Origin of the sequence: Dactylosporangium sp. NPDC048998 (assembly GCF_043197855.1) — a bacterium.
Classification (GTDB): domain Bacteria; phylum Actinomycetota; class Actinomycetes; order Mycobacteriales; family Micromonosporaceae; genus Dactylosporangium.
Window position 1 is genome coordinate 287,417 of sequence record NZ_JBICTV010000007.1, and the last position, 16,053, is coordinate 303,469.

The window sequence follows — 16,053 nt, forward strand, 5'->3', positions numbered from 1 at the left end:
CGACCGCGACGTCGCCGCCGACCCGGACCCACGCTATCACCGGCGCCGTCGCCAACGTCACCTGCGGCGAACTGCTCGACCAACACCTCACCGACCGCTGCTACGGCGACGGTGAGGCGGTGGTGCAGGGCAAGCCGTTGAGCGCGAAGACCCGCGGCACGTCCGTGGCGCCGGGCCCGTCGATGTTCGTGCCGACGTCGAGAGCCGCGGTGCCCGGGGCGATTTGCGCGTTGTGCGCGGCGGCGAGCACGGTGACGTGCCGGCCCTGCTGCTGCCAGGTGCCGTTCCAGCCGCCCCGGGTCCGCAGGCCGTCGGCGAGGTCAAAGGTGAGCGTCCATCCGTTGATGTCGGCGCGGCCGGTATCGGTGATCGACAGCGACACCGTCGCGCCGCCGGTCCACGTGTCCTTGATGGAGTACGCCACCGAGCAGGATCCGCTCGGCACGGTGCGGCCGGTGGACCGCTGCGTGCCGAAGCTCGCGACGCCGACGGCCAATGCGGCCACGCCGATAGCCGCGACCGCCGCGCCGGCGGCTGCCTTGGCCGCGGTCCGGCGCCGCCATGGCGGTCTGGGAGGGGCCGACTCCGCGGACGAGGCCAGCGGTACGGTCCTCAGTTCGACGGTGGCCGAGGGCTCGCCGGCCACGGCACCGACGCGTATCCCTGCCAAGGCCGCGAGCCGGCGAGCGACCGCCGCGACCGGCGGGCGGGTGTTCGGGTCGGGGGCGACGCACTGGCGGTACAGCTTCAGGATGTCCTTCGGCATCCCCCGGACCGCAGGCAGCGGCAGCGGCGGCATCTGCGGCTGGTTGCCGGTCAGCGCCGCGAAGAGCACGGCGCCCAGCGCGTATACGTCCGCCGAGGGCCCGCCCGGCTCGCCGGCCAGCCGCTCGGGCGCGAGGTAGCCGGGCGTGCCCATGGCCGGGGCGTCGGACGGTACGCCGACGAACGCCGCGATGCCGAAGTCGACGACCTTGACCCCGGAGCCGGTGAGCATGATGTTGGCGGGCTTGACGTCGCGGTGCACGAGGCCGCGCGCGTGCGCGGCCGACAGCGCGGCCGCGACGAACGCGCACACCTCCACGGCGCGCTGCCACGACAGCGGCCCGTGTTGCAGCTGCGTCCCCAGCGACACGCCGTCGAGCAGCTCCATCACCACGAACGGCTCCTCGGCCACGCCGTAGTCGTAGACGGCGCACACGTTCGGGTGGCTCAGTACCGCGGCGGCCTGCGCCTCGGCGCGCAGCCGCGGCTCGCCCGGCAGGTCGGCACCGAGCAGCTTCACGGCGACCCGGCGCCTGAGTATCTCGTCATGGGCGAGCCAGACGACCGACATCCCGCCCTCGCCGATCGGTTCGATCAGCCGGTACCGCCCACTGAGCAGCCTCGGCGCTACCACGCCGCGGCCGCCGTCATCCGGCCTCACGAGATGGCCGGCGCCCGACGGTGACCGCCTCGCCGCGCAGCCGGTAGGCACCCCGCGGACCGGCACGCAGCGACATGACTCCCGGCCCGCGCGGGCCGGCGGCGGCGCTGCGCGTGCTGTCCTGGTACATGTCCCCATCCCTCAGCCGGCTGGTTCCCGGTCCGCGCCGAATCCGGCGCCGCCGGTGTCGCGCCTTTGATGCTGGGTAGTGAACTTAAGCGCGAGCTGTACGCCGCCTGAGAGGGTCCTGATCGGGCGGGCTCGCGGATAGGTGCGGAGCGTTGAACAGAACCGCTGTCCGGGGCGGACCGGAACTGCGCCGCCTCGACGGGGGACCGGTGCGGGTGCTGCTCGTCGAGGACGAGCCGGGGATGGCCGAGCTGCTGTCCACCGCGCTTCGCTTCGAGGGGTGGGAGGTCAGCAGCGCCGGCGACGGCGGCACCGCGGTCCGGCTCGCCCGCACGGTCCGGCCCGACGCGGTGGTGCTCGACATCATGCTGCCGGACATGGACGGCCTGGAGGTACTGCACCGGATGCGCGCCGAGGCGCCCGAGCTTCCGGTGCTGTTCCTGACGGCCAGGGACAGCCTTGCCGACCGGGTCGCCGGGCTGGAAGCCGGCGGCGACGACTACGTGACCAAGCCGTTCAGCCTCGAGGAGCTGCTGGCCCGGATCCGTCGCCTGCTGCGGCGCACCCGGGGCGTCGCCCGGCCCGCGCCCACCACGCTGCTCGTCGGCGATCTCAGCCTCGACGAGGACAGCCGCGAGGTACGCCGGGCGGATGAGCCCATCGCCTTGACCACCACCGAGTTCGAGCTGCTGCGCTTCCTCATGCGCAACCCCCGGCGGGTCCTGAGCAAGCCGCAGATCCTCGACCGGGTCTGGAACTACGACTTCGGCGGGCAGACCAACATCGTCGAGCTCTACGTCTCGCACCTGCGCAAGAAGATCGACGCGGGCCGGGAACCGATGATCCACACCGTGCGCGGCGCCGGCTATGTCCTCAGGCCTCCCGACTGACGAGGAGCCGCCGGCCGGCCGTCGCCGCTGGTGGTGGGCGCCGAGGTCGCTGCGCACCCGGCTGCTCGCCGAGATGGTGTGCCTGCTCGCCGCGGTGTGTGTCACCGTCAGCCTCGTCACGGGCGCCATCATGTACCGCCTGCAGGTCGCCCGGATCGATCAGGAACTTCGCTCGACGTCGGCGCGGGTCGTGTCCTTCGACAAGACGGCCGGGCACATCCCGCTCACGACCGCGCCCGGCGTGCCCGCGCAGACCGTCCTCGCCCGGGTGACCGGTGCGGGCGTGACCGACGCCGGGTGGCGCGACCGTGCCACCGCAGCGAAACGGGACCTCACCGCGCGGCAGCTCACGGCGCTGCGGAACCTGCCGCTCGACCGGCCGGTCACCCGCCACCTGGCGGGCCTCGGCGACTACCGCCTGATCGCCACCGGAGCCGCGGGCGGCGACATCGTCATCACCGGGCTCCCGCTGCGCCCGCTGTACACGGCCGAACGCTGGCTGCTCGGCATCGACGTCGGCGTCGCCCTGATTTCGCTGGTCGTCGCGACGGTACTCGGCGGCCTGGTGATCCGCCGGACGCTGCGCCCGCTCGAGAACATCGCCGCCACGGCCCGGCGGGTCACCGGACTGCCCCTCGATCGCGGCGAGGACGCGCTCGCGGTCCGCGTGCCGTACGAGGACCCGCGCACCGAGGTGGGCCAGGTCGGTACGACGCTCAACCGGATGCTCGGCCGCCTCGCCGACGCGCTCGCCGCGCGGCGAGCGGTCGAGGAGCGGCTGCGCCAGTTCAGCGCCGACGCCAGCCACGAGCTGCGCACCCCGCTGGCGGCGATCCGCGGCTACACGGAACTGATCCGCCGCAGGACCGACCTGCCGCCGGACGTGGCCCACGCCATGGACCGCATCGAGTCGGAGACCGCCCGCATGACCACGCTCGTGGACGACCTGCTGCGGCTGGCCCGGCTGGACACGGACCGGCCGCCGGTCACTGCGCCGGTCGACCTGTCGTGGCTGATCGCCGACTCGATCAGCGACGCGCGCGCCGCCGGCCCGGACCACGTGTGGCGGCTCGACCTGCCCGCGGAGCCGGTCACGGTGCGGGGCGACGAGGCCTTGCTGCGCCGGGCGCTGACGAACCTGCTGAGCAACGGCCGCGTGCACACGCCGGCGGGTACCACCGTGGCCGTCAGCCTGACGGCGTCGCGGGAGCAGGCCGTCGTCACCGTCGTCGACGACGGTCCGGGTATCCCGGACGGCCTGCTCCCGCACGTGTTCGAGCGGTTCACCCGGGGCGACGTGTCCCGGCGCCACACCGCCGGGACGAGCGGGCTCGGGCTGGCCATCGCCAAGGCCGTCGTCGATGCGCACGGCGGCCGCATCGAGGTGACCAGCCGTCCCGGCCGTACCGCCTTCACGGTGCGGCTACCGGTGCAGGCTTCACGACCGCGACGGTGACGCGGGGTTGAACGCGGCGCCGTGGCCGTGGGGTTCATCACCAATAGCCCGGAACTGTCCGCCTGGCCGGCTTTCGCCCAATTGACGGGCTCACTTCGCCCGCTTTCGACAGGCTACGGACAGGTATGTGCCCTACCGTCCCCCACTTGGAGCGCTCCCAAACCTCCGGTCGCACCAAGTGAGGAGCACTGTGACACGTTCATTCCGGGCGTTCGCGGGCATCGGCCTGATGCTCGCGGCGCCGCTCACCTACGTCCTGACCGGCGCCGGCACGGCGCAGGCCAGCACGCAGCTCTGCGACAAGTACGACTCGACCACGGTCGCGCAGCGCTACGTCGTCATGAACAACCGGTGGGGTGCCGACACCCTGCAGTGCATCACCCCGACCGCCGACGGCTTCACGGTCACCGCGGAGCACAACAAGCCGACCAACGGCGCACCCGCCTCGTACGCCGCCATCTACTACGGCTGCCACTACAGCAACTGCTCACCGGGGACCACCCTGCCGATGCAGGTCGGCCAGATCGGCAGCGCGACGAGCAGCATCCGGTTCTCACTGCCGAGCACCGGCATCTACAACGCCTCCTACGACATCTGGCTCGACCCGGCGCCGAACACCCAGTCGACCAACCAGCAGGAACTCATGATCTGGTTCAGCAAGCAGGGACCGATCACGCCGGTCGGCTCGCGCGTGGCGTCGACGACCATCGGCGGCCGGACCTTCGACGTCTGGTCGGGCAACAACGGCACGAGCGACGTCGTCTCCTACGTGGCACACTCGACGGTGTCGTCCTGGACCGTCGACGTCCACCGCTTCATCACCGACGTGAAGACCCGCAGCGGCGTCACCGACGCTTGGTACCTGACCAGCATCCAGGCCGGGTTCGAGCCCTGGGTCGGCGGCACGGGCCTCGGGGTGCACTCGTTCAGCGCGAAGGTCACGGGCGGCGGCGGCCCGATCCCGGCAACGCCGGCCCCGCAGGAAACCCCGTCGACGCCGGCCCCGTCGGAGACCCCGGAATCGCCGGCACCGTCGGAAACGGCCGCTCCGTCGGAAACGGCCGCTCCGTCAGAGACGGCCGCCCCGTCAGAGACGGCCAGTCCGTCGGAAACGGCCAGTCCGTCAGAGACGGCCGCCCCGTCAGAGACGGCCAGTCCGTCGGAAACGGCCAGTCCGTCAGAGACGGCCGCCCCGTCAGAGACGGCCGCTCCGTCAGAGACGGCCGCTCCGTCGGAAACGGCGGCTCCGTCAGAGACGGCCGCCCCGTCAGAGACGGCCGCCCCGTCAGAGACGGCCGCCCCGTCAGAGACGGCGGCTCCGTCGGAAACGGCCGCCCCGTCAGAGACGGCGGCTCCGTCCGAGTCGGATTCCTCCAGGAGTTGCGGGGGCTCTTGACGCGTCCGCTGCTTGTGGCGGCGCGCTCCGCGCCGCCACACGGCAGGATCAGTCCCGCACACGCCGCTCGCCGTCCCCATCCGGCCGGCGATGCCATCCACGCCCGCGTGCCCGTTCAAGACACCGATACTGTCTGTATCTATGGTGGGGGCATGCATACGGTCGGCGCCAACTCTGATTGCCGTTATGGAGCCGGTCCCGACGACCAAGGCCGACGGCATCGAACCGATCAAAATCCTGCCTGTTGATCTATAAACCCGCAGCTCGGCAAGTGTTCTCCCCGCGCACGCGGGGGTGGTCCCTTCGCCGGCGGGATTACCGTCGGCGGCTCTGGGTTCTCCCCGCGCACGCGGGGGTGGTCCGGCCGGACAGGGCCAGTCATACCCCGCCGTCGCGTTCTCCCCGCGCACGCGGGGGTGGTCCGTAGCCGTCGTCCGGAGCGAACGACGACAGGCGGTTCTCCCCGCGCACGCGGGGGTGGTCCGATTCTCCGGGTGCGCGGGCGTATCGGCTATGCGTTCTCCCCGCACACGCGGGGGTGGTCCCTCGTCGCGCCGTGCCGTCCGACGCACCCGCCGTGCTCCCCGCGCACGCGGGGATGGTCCCCGTTCGGGAACCGCATCGCGATTCCACGCGCGGTGCTCCCCACAGTGGCACCGCGGCCGCCGGCCGGCGTCGTGCCGGGCCGGCGCCGCCTTCACCGGCAACGGTCGGCGCTGCGGAGGCGTTCGTTCACCGGCCGGCCGGGGACCCGGGGAGAGCAGAATCGGGTCGTTATCGGGTCTGGGCGCCCGGTGCAGCCATGGCGCGCAGGCGGCGAACCCGCTCGGCGGTCGGCGGGTGGGTGCGGAACAGCGCGCCGATCCCGCCGCCGGACAGTGGGTTGGCGATCATCAGGTGCGCGGTCGAGGCGTGCTGGCCGTCGGCCGGCAGCGGCAGCTGCTGTGCGCCGGACTCGATCTTCTCCAGGGCGGCGGCGAGGGCGAGCGGGTCGGCGGCCAGCCGGGCGCCGTCGGCGTCGGCCTGGAACTCGCGGCTGCGGCTGATCGCCAACTGGATGACGCTGGCGGCGATCGGGCCGAGGATGAGCATGAGCAGCAGTGCGACCGGGTTGGGGCCGTCCTCGTCGTCATCGCCGCCAAGGGGCAGGAACAAGGCGAGGTTCGCCACCGCGGTGATGATCCCGGCCAGCGCGGCGGTGACACTGGAGATGAGAATGTCGCGGTTGTAGACGTGGGACAGCTCGTGGCCGAGCACGGCGCGCAGTTCCCGGGGCGTGAGCAGGCGCATGATGCCGCCGGTGACGCAGACCGCGGCGTTGGCCGGGTTTCGGCCGGTGGCGAACGCGTTGGGCTGCGGGGTCGGGCTCACGTAGAGCCGGGGCATCGGCTGGCCGGCCTGCGTGGCCAGGTCCCGCACCATCGCGTACAGCTCCGGGGCCTGGCGTTCGTCGACCGGTTGGGCATCCATCGACCGCAACGCCAGCTTGTCCGACCAGAAGTAGGTCGCCCCGTCGTCACCCCAGCCGCGTGCGTCCCATTGCAACACCTCAACCAGAACGTATCACTGTATGGTCTACACTGACGTGGCATGCAGGCTCCGTATAGCCGGCCGGGTATCGGCCCGGCACTCCAAGTGACCCAGCCTCCACGGTCCGGATGCTCCGCGGACGTCGTCCGCCAGGTGCAGGGCGCGGACCGATGAGCGGCTATTGGCTACAACTCGCCGTCGTCCTGGGACTGATCCTGCTCAATGCCGTGTTCGCCGGCAGCGAGATCGCGCTCATCTCGCTGCGTGAGGGGCAACTGCGCCGGCTGGAGCGCCGAGGCGGCGCCGGGCGGATGCTGGCCCGCCTGGCCCGAGACCCCAACCGGTTCCTGGCCACCATCCAGATCGGGATCACCCTGGCCGGGTTCCTCGCCTCCGCCACCGCCGCGGTCGCCCTCGCCGAACCGCTGGCGCCGCTCCTGCCGTTCTTCGGCGACGCGGCCCGGCCCGCCGCCATCATCGCGGTCACCCTTGTACTGACGTTCCTCACCCTGGTCTTCGGCGAACTGGCCCCCAAGCGGATCGCCATGCAGCGGGCCGAGGGCTGGGCCATGCTGGTGGCCCGGCCACTGACCGCGCTGGCCGCGGTGTTCCGTCCGGTCAACTGGGCGCTGGGGGCCAGCACCGACGTCGTCGTGCGGCTGGCCGGCGCCGACCCGCGGCGCAACCGCGACGAGATGAGTCCCGACGAACTGCGGGACCTGGTCCAGACCCAGCGCGGGTTCAGCACCGAGCAGCGGCGCATCATCTCCGGCGCCGTGGAGATCGCCGACCGGACCCTGCGCGAAGTGCTGGTACCCCGCCCGGCGGTGTTCGCGCTGCCCGCCGACACTCCGGTCGCGCAGGCCGCCACGGCCATGGCCCGCGCCGGGCACTCCCGGGCGCCGGTCATCGCCGGCGCAGACCTCGACGACGCGGTCGGCGTGGTCCACTGGCGTGACCTCGTCGACGCCGGCACGAGCACCGTCCGGCAGGTCGCCCGGCCGGCCCTGCTGCTGCCGCAGTCGCTGCCCGTCGCGCAGGCGCTGGCCCGGTTCAAGGCCGAACGGCGGCAACTGGCCCTCGTCGTCGACGAAAGCGGCGCCATCGACGGCATCGTGACCCTGGAGGACCTCATCGAGGAGGTCGTCGGCGAGATCTACGACGAGACCGACGCCGACGTCCAGGCGGTCACGCACCGTCCCGACGGCACCATGCACCTGCCGGGCAGCTTCCCCATCCACGACCTGCCCGACCTCGACGTCGACCTGGAGCAGCCCCCGGGCGCCGGCTACACCACCGTCGCCGGGCTGATCCTCGCCGGCCTCGGCCACCTGCCCACCCAACCCGGGGAGACCGTCACCGTCCAGGACTGGACGTTCACCGTCACGCAGGTTCGCGGCCGCGCCATCACCGGCGTGACCCTCAGCAGGACGAAACCGGCGGCCGGCCACGCCACCCCCGCGGCCGCACGGTGAGCTGATCGCGGCCGGCCGTGCAGCGCCCGACGTGCGGCAGACGCGATTCCGGCGGCCACCGCGGGGACGCGGCACGGCTCTGCGACAATCGGCGGGTGCGGCGTGCCGACAGCGCTGTCCGAACAGCATGGCAACCCGCGCTGACCGGCGGGCTGCTCGCCGCCGCGCTGCTGGCCGTCCTCGCGGCCCCCGCGGACCGGCCGCACCCGCCGGCCGCGGCGCCCTCGGCGCAGCCGGAGCGTTCCGCCGCCACAGCCACGCACCCCACCGCGGCGCCGCCGGAAAGTCCAGGCGGCCGGGGCGCCGCCGCAGACCCGGACACGGTGTGCACCATCAGCGACCCGCGAGCGGTCGGGCTGTCCGGACTGCTCGCCACCGCCACCGGCTACCTCGTGCAGAACGACCGCACCCCCAACCCACCGAGCGTGCTCGGCGTATTCGTGCTGGACCACGCCTGCGCGGTGACGGCCACCGTCACCTACCCGGGCGACACGGTCGACCCCGAAGACCTCGCCATCGCACCCGATGGGACGGTGTGGGTCGCAGACACCGGCGACACCGACATCACCCACCCGCAACGGCGCCGTGCAACCATCACCCTGTGGCGACTGCCCGACCCCACCACCATCGCCTCCGGCACGGCATCGGCACCCGAACCGTACCTACTGCGCTACGCCGACGGCCCGCACGACGCCGAGGCCCTGCTGTTCGACGGTGACAACCGGCCGATCCTGGTGACCAAGGACGCCACCGGCCGTGCCGGGCTCTACACCACCGGCGGCCCGCTGCGGCCCGGACCGGAACCGGGCCTGCTGCAGCGGGTCGGGACGTTCCGGCCGGTCCGGACCGGCACCCGCAACCCGTTCGGGTCGCTCGGCACCGAGGTCGTCACCGGCGCCGCCGTCGCCCCCGACCGCAGCTGGGTCACCCTACGCACGTACGCCGACGCCTATACCTGGCAGACCGCGAACCGTGACCTGCTCACCGCCATCACCACCGACACCCCCACCATCACCCCGCTGCCCAACGAGCCGAAAGGCGAGGCGATCGCCGCGAGCTCCGACGGCCTGGCCCTGCTCACCATTTCCGACCAGCCCGGCCCCACCCGCCTGCTGCGCTACACCCCCACGGCCTGGACCAGCACCTGGCCCGCCGACGCCGCACCCTCACCTACCGCCCCCCGCACGGCCGGGCCGGCCGCCGGGCCGGCGACGCCGTCCCGGCTGCCGCACAGCACCGACCTGACCGCCGCCGTCATCTTCGGCCTCGTCATGATCTCGGTGGGGCTGCTCGGCATCCACCTCGCCCGCCGCCGCGCCGAACCCGTGCCTGCCGCCACATCGCCGCCCGCCGGTCGCCCCGGCCCGGACCCGCCGCCACTGCCGGCACAGCCACCGCCGGCCGACGACAACGCCTACCGACCCGGCAGCGACATGGTTGATCTCGCTACAGTGAGACCCGCCCGCCGGAGCACAACGGCGGGCGAACCCGACAGCACACCTGGAGCCGGCCCGTGAACTCGCCAGATGCGCCCGACCAGCCGAACGTCGGCGCGCGCATCGACCCCGACCCGTCACCCGCCGCCGGCGACACCGCCCGACCCGAACCGCGCCAGGGCCGAGCTGCCCGACCTGGCCAACCCGGCCAACCTCGCCAAGGCCGCCGCCAGGACCCGACCTGGGCCCGAATTTTCATCGCCGTCGGTGTCGTCCTCACCGTCCTGGCCGGCGCCGCCCTCGTCGGCAAGGAGGCACTGTTCTCCTACGCCACCCGCAGCGTCGCCCAGCAGAACCTGCTCGGCGACAGCGGCAAACAGGCCCAGCAGCGCGGCCACGTCGACATCACCGGCGCCAAGAACATCCTCCTCATCGGCGTCGACGCCCGCCCCGGCCAGGACCCGGCCGAACTCGTCCGGGCCGACTCGATCCTGATCCTGCACATACCGGCCAGCCACAACGCCGCGTTCCTCATCTCCATCCCCCGTGACACCTGGGTGAAGATCCCGCCGTACGACAACGGCGTCAAGCGCTTCCCCGGCGGCCACGACAAGATCAACGGCGCCTACGCGTTCGGCGGCGACGGCCTCACCGGCGCCGCGCAGCGCAGCCGCGCCGTCCAACTCCTCGCCCTGACCATCAAGTCGCTGTGGGGCCTCACGTTCGACGGCGCCGCAATCGTCGACTTCACCGGCTTCCAGCAGGTCGTCCAGGTCCTCGGCGGCGTCGACATGTACGTCGACCAAGAAACCATCTCCGTCCACATCGGCCACGACGCCAAAGGCGAGACGAAGGTCCCCTACCGGCAGTACACCCGCGCCGACGGCGGCCAGGGCCTCTCCCCGATCCCCGGCGTCACGCCGGTCGTCTACCACGTGGGCTACCAGCACCTCGATGCCTGGCAGGCCCTGGATTTCGTCCGTCAGCGGGAGCTGCTGCCCAACAGCGACTACGACCGGCAGCGCCACCAGCAGCAGTTCCTGAAGGCGCTGTTCAAGAAGATGCTCAGCCGCGACGTGCTCACCAACCCGGTCCAGCTCAACCAGGTCCTGCAGGTCGTGGGTCAGGCCATGACCATCGACAGCGGCGGCATCGACCTGGCCGACTGGGTCTACGCCATGCGCGGCATCGGTGTCGACGACCTGCTCACCGTCAAGAGCAACAACGGCACCTTCAACCCGGACCCCGCCAACCACAACGCCGAAGCCCTCGACCAGACCACCCTCGACCTGCTCGACGCAGTCCGCACCGAACAGGTGCCCGCCTTTCTCGCCGCCCACCCCGACCTGATCGCCGCCGGCTGACCGCCGCCGGCGCCGGCAGGGGCCGCAACGGCGGGCCGATCGGTCCCGGCCCGCCGCAGCGGCGAAGCGGCACTACGAGCAGGCCCGCTTCAGGTCGAGCGCGCGGTCGGTGCGCTCCCACGTGAAGCCAGGCAGGTCGCGGCCGAAGTGGCCGTAGGCGGCCGTCTGCCGGTACACCGGACGGAGCAGCTCGAGGTCCCGGATGATCGCTGCCGGCCGCAGGTCGAACACCTCCTCGATCGCCGACGTGATGCGCTCGACCGGCACCGCCTCGGTGCCGAACGTCTCCACGAACAGTGACACCGGGTGCGCCTTGCCGATCGCGTAGGCGACCTGCACCTCGCACCGGGAGGCGAGGCCCGCGGCGACGACGTTCTTGGCGACCCAGCGCATCGCGTACGCGGCCGAGCGGTCGACCTTCGAGGGGTCCTTGCCGGAGAACGCGCCGCCGCCGTGGCGCGCATAGCCACCGTACGTGTCGACAATGATCTTGCGCCCGGTGAGGCCGGCGTCGCCCATCGGACCGCCGATCTCGAACCGGCCGGTGGGGTTCACGAGCAGCCGGTAGCCGGCGGTGTCCAGATCGAGCGCCGCCAGCTCCGGCTCGACGACGCACGCGCGGATGTCCGGCACCAGCAGCGAGTCGATCGAGATGTCGGACGCGTGCTGGGACGAGACGACCACGGTGTCCAGCCGGGCCGGGCGCCGCCCGTCGTACTCGATGGTGACCTGGGTCTTGCCGTCCGGGCGCAGGTACGGCACGGTCGCGTCCTTGCGGACCGCGGTGAGGCGGCGGGCCAGCCGGTGCGCGAGCGCGATCGGCAGCGGCATCAGCTCGGGCGTCTCGTCGCACGCGAAGCCGAACATCATGCCCTGGTCCCCGGCACCCTGCAGGTCGAGGTCGTCGGCGGCGGAGCCCGACCGCGACTCCAGCGCGGCCGAGACGCCCTGGGCGATGTCCGGCGACTGCGCCCCGATGGAGATGCTGACGCCGCAGGACGCGCCGTCGAAACCCTTCTTCGAGGAGTCGTAGCCGATGTCGAGGATGGTCGAGCGCACGATGCCGGGGATGTCGGCGTAGGCGGAGGTGGTGACCTCTCCGGCGACGTGGACCTGCCCGGTGGTGATGAGGGTCTCGACCGCGACCCGGCTGCGCGGGTCCTGGGCGAGCAGCGCGTCGAGGACGGCGTCGCTGATCTGGTCGGCGATCTTGTCCGGGTGCCCCTCGGTGACGGACTCGGACGTGAAGAGGCGGCGTGGCACGGCGGTCCTCCTAATGAGGATGATGATGGGCGAGCTGGGCCTGCTGACCGGGCTCCACCACCACGACCTGGCCCATCATGCCGCTGTCCTCGTGTTTGAGGAGGTGACAGTGGTACATGTAGGGCGTGGTCGGGTCGGCGTAGTCGACGAACCGCACCAGCAGGTCCATCTCCTCCCCCGGCTGGAGGTTGATCGTGTCCTTCCAGCCGCTCAGCGGCGGTGGCGGCGGCCGGCCGTTCTTCGATGCGATCTGAAACCTGGTGCCGTGGACGTGGAAGTTGTGCTGCATGAAGTCGGTGTTGCGGACGGTCCACCGCTCGGTGACGTCCTTGACGGCGACCACATCGACCCGGTTCATGGCCATCTTCTGGCCGTTGATCGCCCGGCCGCCGAGCTCGAACGTGCGGGGCACGGCGCCGGCCGGGTCGAGGCGGGGCACGTCGGTGAGCTTCGCCGGGACGGGGGGCGATGGCTTGAGCGTCGCCGCCGCGCGCAGCTGGAGCACGTCGAACGCGTCGGCGCCGCCCTGGAACTGCCGTACGACCGTCCCCGAGTCCGGGTTCGGCGGGTAGCTGCGCAGGACGACCCGCTCCCCCGGCCGCATCGCGACCACGATCTCGGCCCGCTCCCCCACCGACACCGCGACCCGGTCGGTGCGGTACGGCGCGGACAGCAGCCCGCCGTCGGTGCCGACGAGGTCGAACGCGCGGCCGTCGGAGAAGCCGAAGCTGTAGCTGCGCGCCGTGGAGGCGTTGAGCAGGCGCAGCCGGACGAGCTGCGTCGTGACGTCGTGGTACGGCCCGATGGTCCCGTTGACCAGCAGCGTGTCGCCGAGGATGCCGAGCGTCCCGCCGAGCTGGTTGGGGATGGTGAACTCCCCGCCGTCGGTGAACCCCTTGTCCTGCACGATGACGGGCACGTCGTCGACGCCGTAGCCGGACGGCAGGGCTGGATCGGGACCGCTGCCGGGACCGTCGACGATGACCATCCCGGCCAGGCCGCGGTAGACCTGCTCCTCGGTGCGGCCGTCGGGATGGGGGTGGTACCACAGCGTCGCCGCCGGCTGGTTCACCGTCCACGCCGCCGTGGCGGTGCCGCCCGGCCGGATCGCCGCGAACGGTCCGCCGTCGGCCTTCGCCGGCAGGTGCATCCCGTGCCAGTGCACGGTCGTCTGCTCCTTCAGTCCATTGTGGATGTCCACTTGCACCGGCTCGCCCTGGCGCACCCGGAGGGTGGGGCCGAGGTAGGCGCCGTTGTACCCCCAGGTCGGGGTGCGGCCGCGGCCGAAGTCGCTCACCCCGGCCCCGGCCTCGAGCGTGAAGGTGCGCACCCCCTTGGGGTCCACCGTCGACGGCGCCAGCGGCGGAATCCGCAGTGGACGGTCGAACCGCACGTGGCCGACGGTGGAGACGGGCGGGCGCACCAGCAGATAGCCGCCGTACGCGAGGCCGCCGAGGACGAGGACCAGGATCACGGCGAGCGCGAGGCGCACCCCAGGACGCACGGCAAACCCTTCCACAAGACCGATGTCACAACGGGACGTTGGCGTGCCGGCCGCGGCCGGCGGGCGGCGTCATCGTGCTACCCCCAGCAGCGCTGCCTCCCGCAGGTCGGCGAGGACCGCGGTGGCGAAGTCGGGCGGGGCGTCGCGCAGGTAGAAGTGGTCACCGGGAAACACACGCACCCGGAACGCGCCGGTGGTGGTGAGTCGCCAGCCGGCCACGTCGACGGGGAGCGCGAGCGGGTCGTCGTCCCCGGCGTAGGCGTACACCGGGAACGCCAGCCGCAGCCCGGCGCTCGGCAGGTACGTGTCGTTGATCTGGTAGTCCGCGCGCAGGCTCGGCAGGATCGCCTCGAGCGCGCGGGGACGCCGCAGCGCCTTCTCGGGCAGGCCGTTGAGGCTCAGCACCTCGGAGACGAGGTCGGCGTCGGACAGCTGGTGCGTGAACGGCGGTGGCACCGGCGAGTGCGGTGCGCGCCGGCCGGAGGCGAACAGGCACCGCGGCTGCGGCAGGCCGAGCTGCCGCAGCCGGTGCGCCGTCTCGTAGGCCACGGCCGCGCCGAGGCTGTGGCCGAAGAACGCGAACGGCCGGTCGAGGTGCGGGCGCAACGCCTCGACCAGGTCGGAGACCAGCGGCTCCATCCGGGTGTACGGCGGTTCCAGCAGCCGCCCGTCGCGCCCCGGCAGGACGATCGCACACACCTCGACCACCTGTGGCGCCAGGCGCTGGCGCCACAGGTTGTAGAACCGGCTCCCGCCGCCCGCGTGGGGGAAGCAGAACAGCCGCAGCGGCGGCTCCCCCATGGCGGGCGCGCCGGGCTGGACGCTCAGGCCGCTGAACCAGGTCGCCGACATGCCGCTCAACGCATCTCGTAGGCCGGCGTGTGCAGTTCGGCGACGGCGCGCGCGACGACGGTCGGCACCTCCAGCGGCAGCATGTGGCCGACGTGCGGCAGCAGCTCGTACCGCGCACGGGGCATGGCGGCCGCGATCGCCTCGCCGAGCGCCGGCTTGACGACCTTGTCCCCGCCGCCGGAGAACACCACCGCCGGCACCGTCACCGACGCGAGGCCGGCCCGCAGGTCCATGCCCTTCGAGGCGCGGAACGCCGCCTCGCGGACCTTGCGCGGCGTGGCGGCGAACAGCCGGCGGTTCGTCTCCAGGTCCGCCGGCGTGACGACGGCGCCCATGGTGTGCCGCAGCATCCCCCGGCCGATCGGACCGCGGCGCAGCGCCCAGCTGAACACCGGGTTGCCCATCATCCTCGCTTCGCCGTCGCCGACGTACTGGTCGTGCGCGGCGGTGCCGAGCAGCACCAGCCCGCGCAGCCGGCCCTCGACGTCGGCGGCGTCGGCCACGGCATAGGAGAGCGCGCCGAACCCGCCGCCGGAGTGCCCGACGACGATGAGCCCGGCACCGCGCACGACCTCGACGACGGCGGCCAGGTCGCGGCCGGCCCGCTCGACGGTGAACGGTGCGCTGCCGGTGCTGGACGCGCCGTGGCCGCGCTGGTCGTACGTGACGACCGGGAAGCCCTGGCCGACGAGCCGCCGCACGACGGCGTCCCACACCGGCCGTCCGGCGCCCCAGCCGTGCGACAGGACCACGGTCGGGGTGCCGGGCGCGGTCGTGGCGGGGGTGTGGCTGGTAACGGCGAGCAGCGCCCCGTCGTCGGTACGCACCTGCAGCTCGACCGGTGGCGCGCCGGCCGGCGCGCCGCGCAGCAGCGCGTCGAGGCGGACGAACGCGGCCTGGGTCGCCTTCAGGTGCTCCTGGCCGACGTCGGCGAGCTTGGCGAGGGTCCGCACGGGGCCCTGCGGATCGGCGAGGAAGTGCATGGCGAGCCGCGTACGCCCGTCGCCGAGGGGGTTCAGCGTGTACGTGCTGACGCCGCTGAACCCGCCGCCGACGTAGTCGGCGACGAGCAGCCGGCCCGGCTCGGCGATGCGGGTCCGGGCGATGAACTTGAGCTTCGGGCCGCCCTTGTCGACCCCCTTCGGGTGGACGGTCACCTCGACGGTGCCGCCCCGCCGGTCCGGCGAGCCGGCGGTGGTGCGGAACGTGTTGGCCGGCACCCACCACTGGCGGGCGCCCTGGAACTCGGCGATCAGCGCGTCCCAGACCCGCTCCGGCGGGCTGCCGACGACCGCCTCGTTGACGATGTCGTACCGGTGCATCGCAAACTCC

12 protein-coding genes, 1 pseudogene and 1 CRISPR repeat array are annotated in these 16,053 nt (G+C 72.7%); of the genes and pseudogenes, 6 read left to right on the forward strand and 7 right to left on the reverse strand.

Annotated elements, in window-relative coordinates; translation table 11 throughout:
* Window positions 1–100 precede the first annotated feature (100 nt).
* Together ACGFI8_RS20125 and ACGFI8_RS20130 are read right to left on the reverse strand one after the other, a co-directional pair.
* Complete coding sequence (locus ACGFI8_RS20125; RefSeq protein ID WP_392806836.1) at window positions 101–1,399, reverse strand: serine/threonine-protein kinase; 1,299 nt, start codon at window positions 1,397–1,399, stop codon at window positions 101–103.
* A gap of 13 nt (window positions 1,400–1,412) precedes the next feature.
* Complete coding sequence (locus tag ACGFI8_RS20130) at window positions 1,413–1,556, reverse strand: hypothetical protein (RefSeq protein WP_392806838.1); 144 nt, start codon at window positions 1,554–1,556, stop codon at window positions 1,413–1,415.
* Window positions 1,557–1,707: 151 nt separating this feature from the next.
* Here ACGFI8_RS20130 and ACGFI8_RS20135 point away from each other — a divergent pair, with 151 nt between their 5' ends.
* From ACGFI8_RS20135 to ACGFI8_RS20145, 3 genes are all read left to right on the forward strand, one after another.
* A complete protein-coding gene (locus tag ACGFI8_RS20135; protein WP_392806839.1) occupies window positions 1,708–2,445 on the forward strand; it encodes a response regulator transcription factor in 738 nt (245 codons plus the stop codon).
* Window positions 2,423–3,901, forward strand: coding sequence for a sensor histidine kinase (locus ACGFI8_RS20140; RefSeq protein ID WP_392806841.1), 1,479 nt, complete (start codon window positions 2,423–2,425; stop codon window positions 3,899–3,901). Before ACGFI8_RS20135 ends, ACGFI8_RS20140 begins: the two co-directional genes overlap by 23 nt.
* A gap of 190 nt (window positions 3,902–4,091) precedes the next feature.
* Window positions 4,092–5,297 (forward strand): glycosyl hydrolase family 5, encoded by a 1,206-nt coding sequence (locus ACGFI8_RS20145; protein ID WP_392806843.1) that lies wholly within the window; start codon window positions 4,092–4,094, stop codon window positions 5,295–5,297.
* Between the two features lie 273 nt (window positions 5,298–5,570).
* Window positions 5,571–5,902: a CRISPR direct-repeat array (repeat unit 28 nt; unit sequence GTTCTCCCCGCGCACGCGGGGGTGGTCC).
* A gap of 169 nt (window positions 5,903–6,071) precedes the next feature.
* On the opposite strand, the pseudogene ACGFI8_RS20150 reads toward ACGFI8_RS20145, so the two are convergent.
* Window positions 6,072–6,812: pseudogene (locus ACGFI8_RS20150) on the reverse strand (M48 family metalloprotease); the annotation flags it as partial.
* A 185-nt stretch (window positions 6,813–6,997) separates the two neighbouring features.
* Between ACGFI8_RS20150 and ACGFI8_RS20155 the strand changes: the two are divergent.
* The 3 genes from ACGFI8_RS20155 (at window position 6,998) to ACGFI8_RS20165 (ending at window position 11,102) form a co-directional block, all read left to right on the forward strand.
* A complete protein-coding gene (locus tag ACGFI8_RS20155) occupies window positions 6,998–8,302 on the forward strand; it encodes a hemolysin family protein (RefSeq protein ID WP_392806845.1) in 1,305 nt (434 codons plus the stop codon).
* 95 nt (window positions 8,303–8,397) lie between these two features.
* Window positions 8,398–9,819 carry a hypothetical protein gene (locus ACGFI8_RS20160; RefSeq protein ID WP_392806847.1) on the forward strand — a complete coding sequence of 474 codons (1,422 nt, stop codon included), beginning with the start codon at window positions 8,398–8,400 and terminating at the stop codon, window positions 9,817–9,819.
* The gene (locus ACGFI8_RS20165; protein WP_392806848.1) at window positions 9,816–11,102 is read left to right on the forward strand and encodes an LCP family protein; all 1,287 of its coding nucleotides are present in this window, start codon (window positions 9,816–9,818) and stop codon (window positions 11,100–11,102) included. Before ACGFI8_RS20160 ends, ACGFI8_RS20165 begins: the two co-directional genes overlap by 4 nt.
* Before the next feature lie 72 nt (window positions 11,103–11,174).
* Here the strand turns inward: ACGFI8_RS20165 and metK are convergent, their stop codons facing one another.
* From metK to ACGFI8_RS20185, 4 genes are all read right to left on the reverse strand, one after another.
* Window positions 11,175–12,365, reverse strand: a complete 1,191-nt coding sequence (gene metK / locus ACGFI8_RS20170; protein ID WP_392806850.1) for a methionine adenosyltransferase — start codon at window positions 12,363–12,365, stop codon at window positions 11,175–11,177.
* Window positions 12,366–12,375: 10 nt separating this feature from the next.
* On the reverse strand, window positions 12,376–13,869 hold the full coding sequence (locus ACGFI8_RS20175) for a multicopper oxidase family protein (protein WP_392806852.1): 1,494 nt from the start codon (window positions 13,867–13,869) through the stop codon (window positions 12,376–12,378).
* 69 nt (window positions 13,870–13,938) lie between these two features.
* Window positions 13,939–14,721, reverse strand: coding sequence for a thioesterase II family protein (locus ACGFI8_RS20180; RefSeq protein WP_392806853.1), 783 nt, complete (start codon window positions 14,719–14,721; stop codon window positions 13,939–13,941).
* Between the two features lie 5 nt (window positions 14,722–14,726).
* On the reverse strand, window positions 14,727–16,043 hold the full coding sequence (locus ACGFI8_RS20185; protein WP_392806855.1) for an alpha/beta fold hydrolase: 1,317 nt from the start codon (window positions 16,041–16,043) through the stop codon (window positions 14,727–14,729).
* Between the last annotated feature and the right edge of the window lie 10 nt (window positions 16,044–16,053).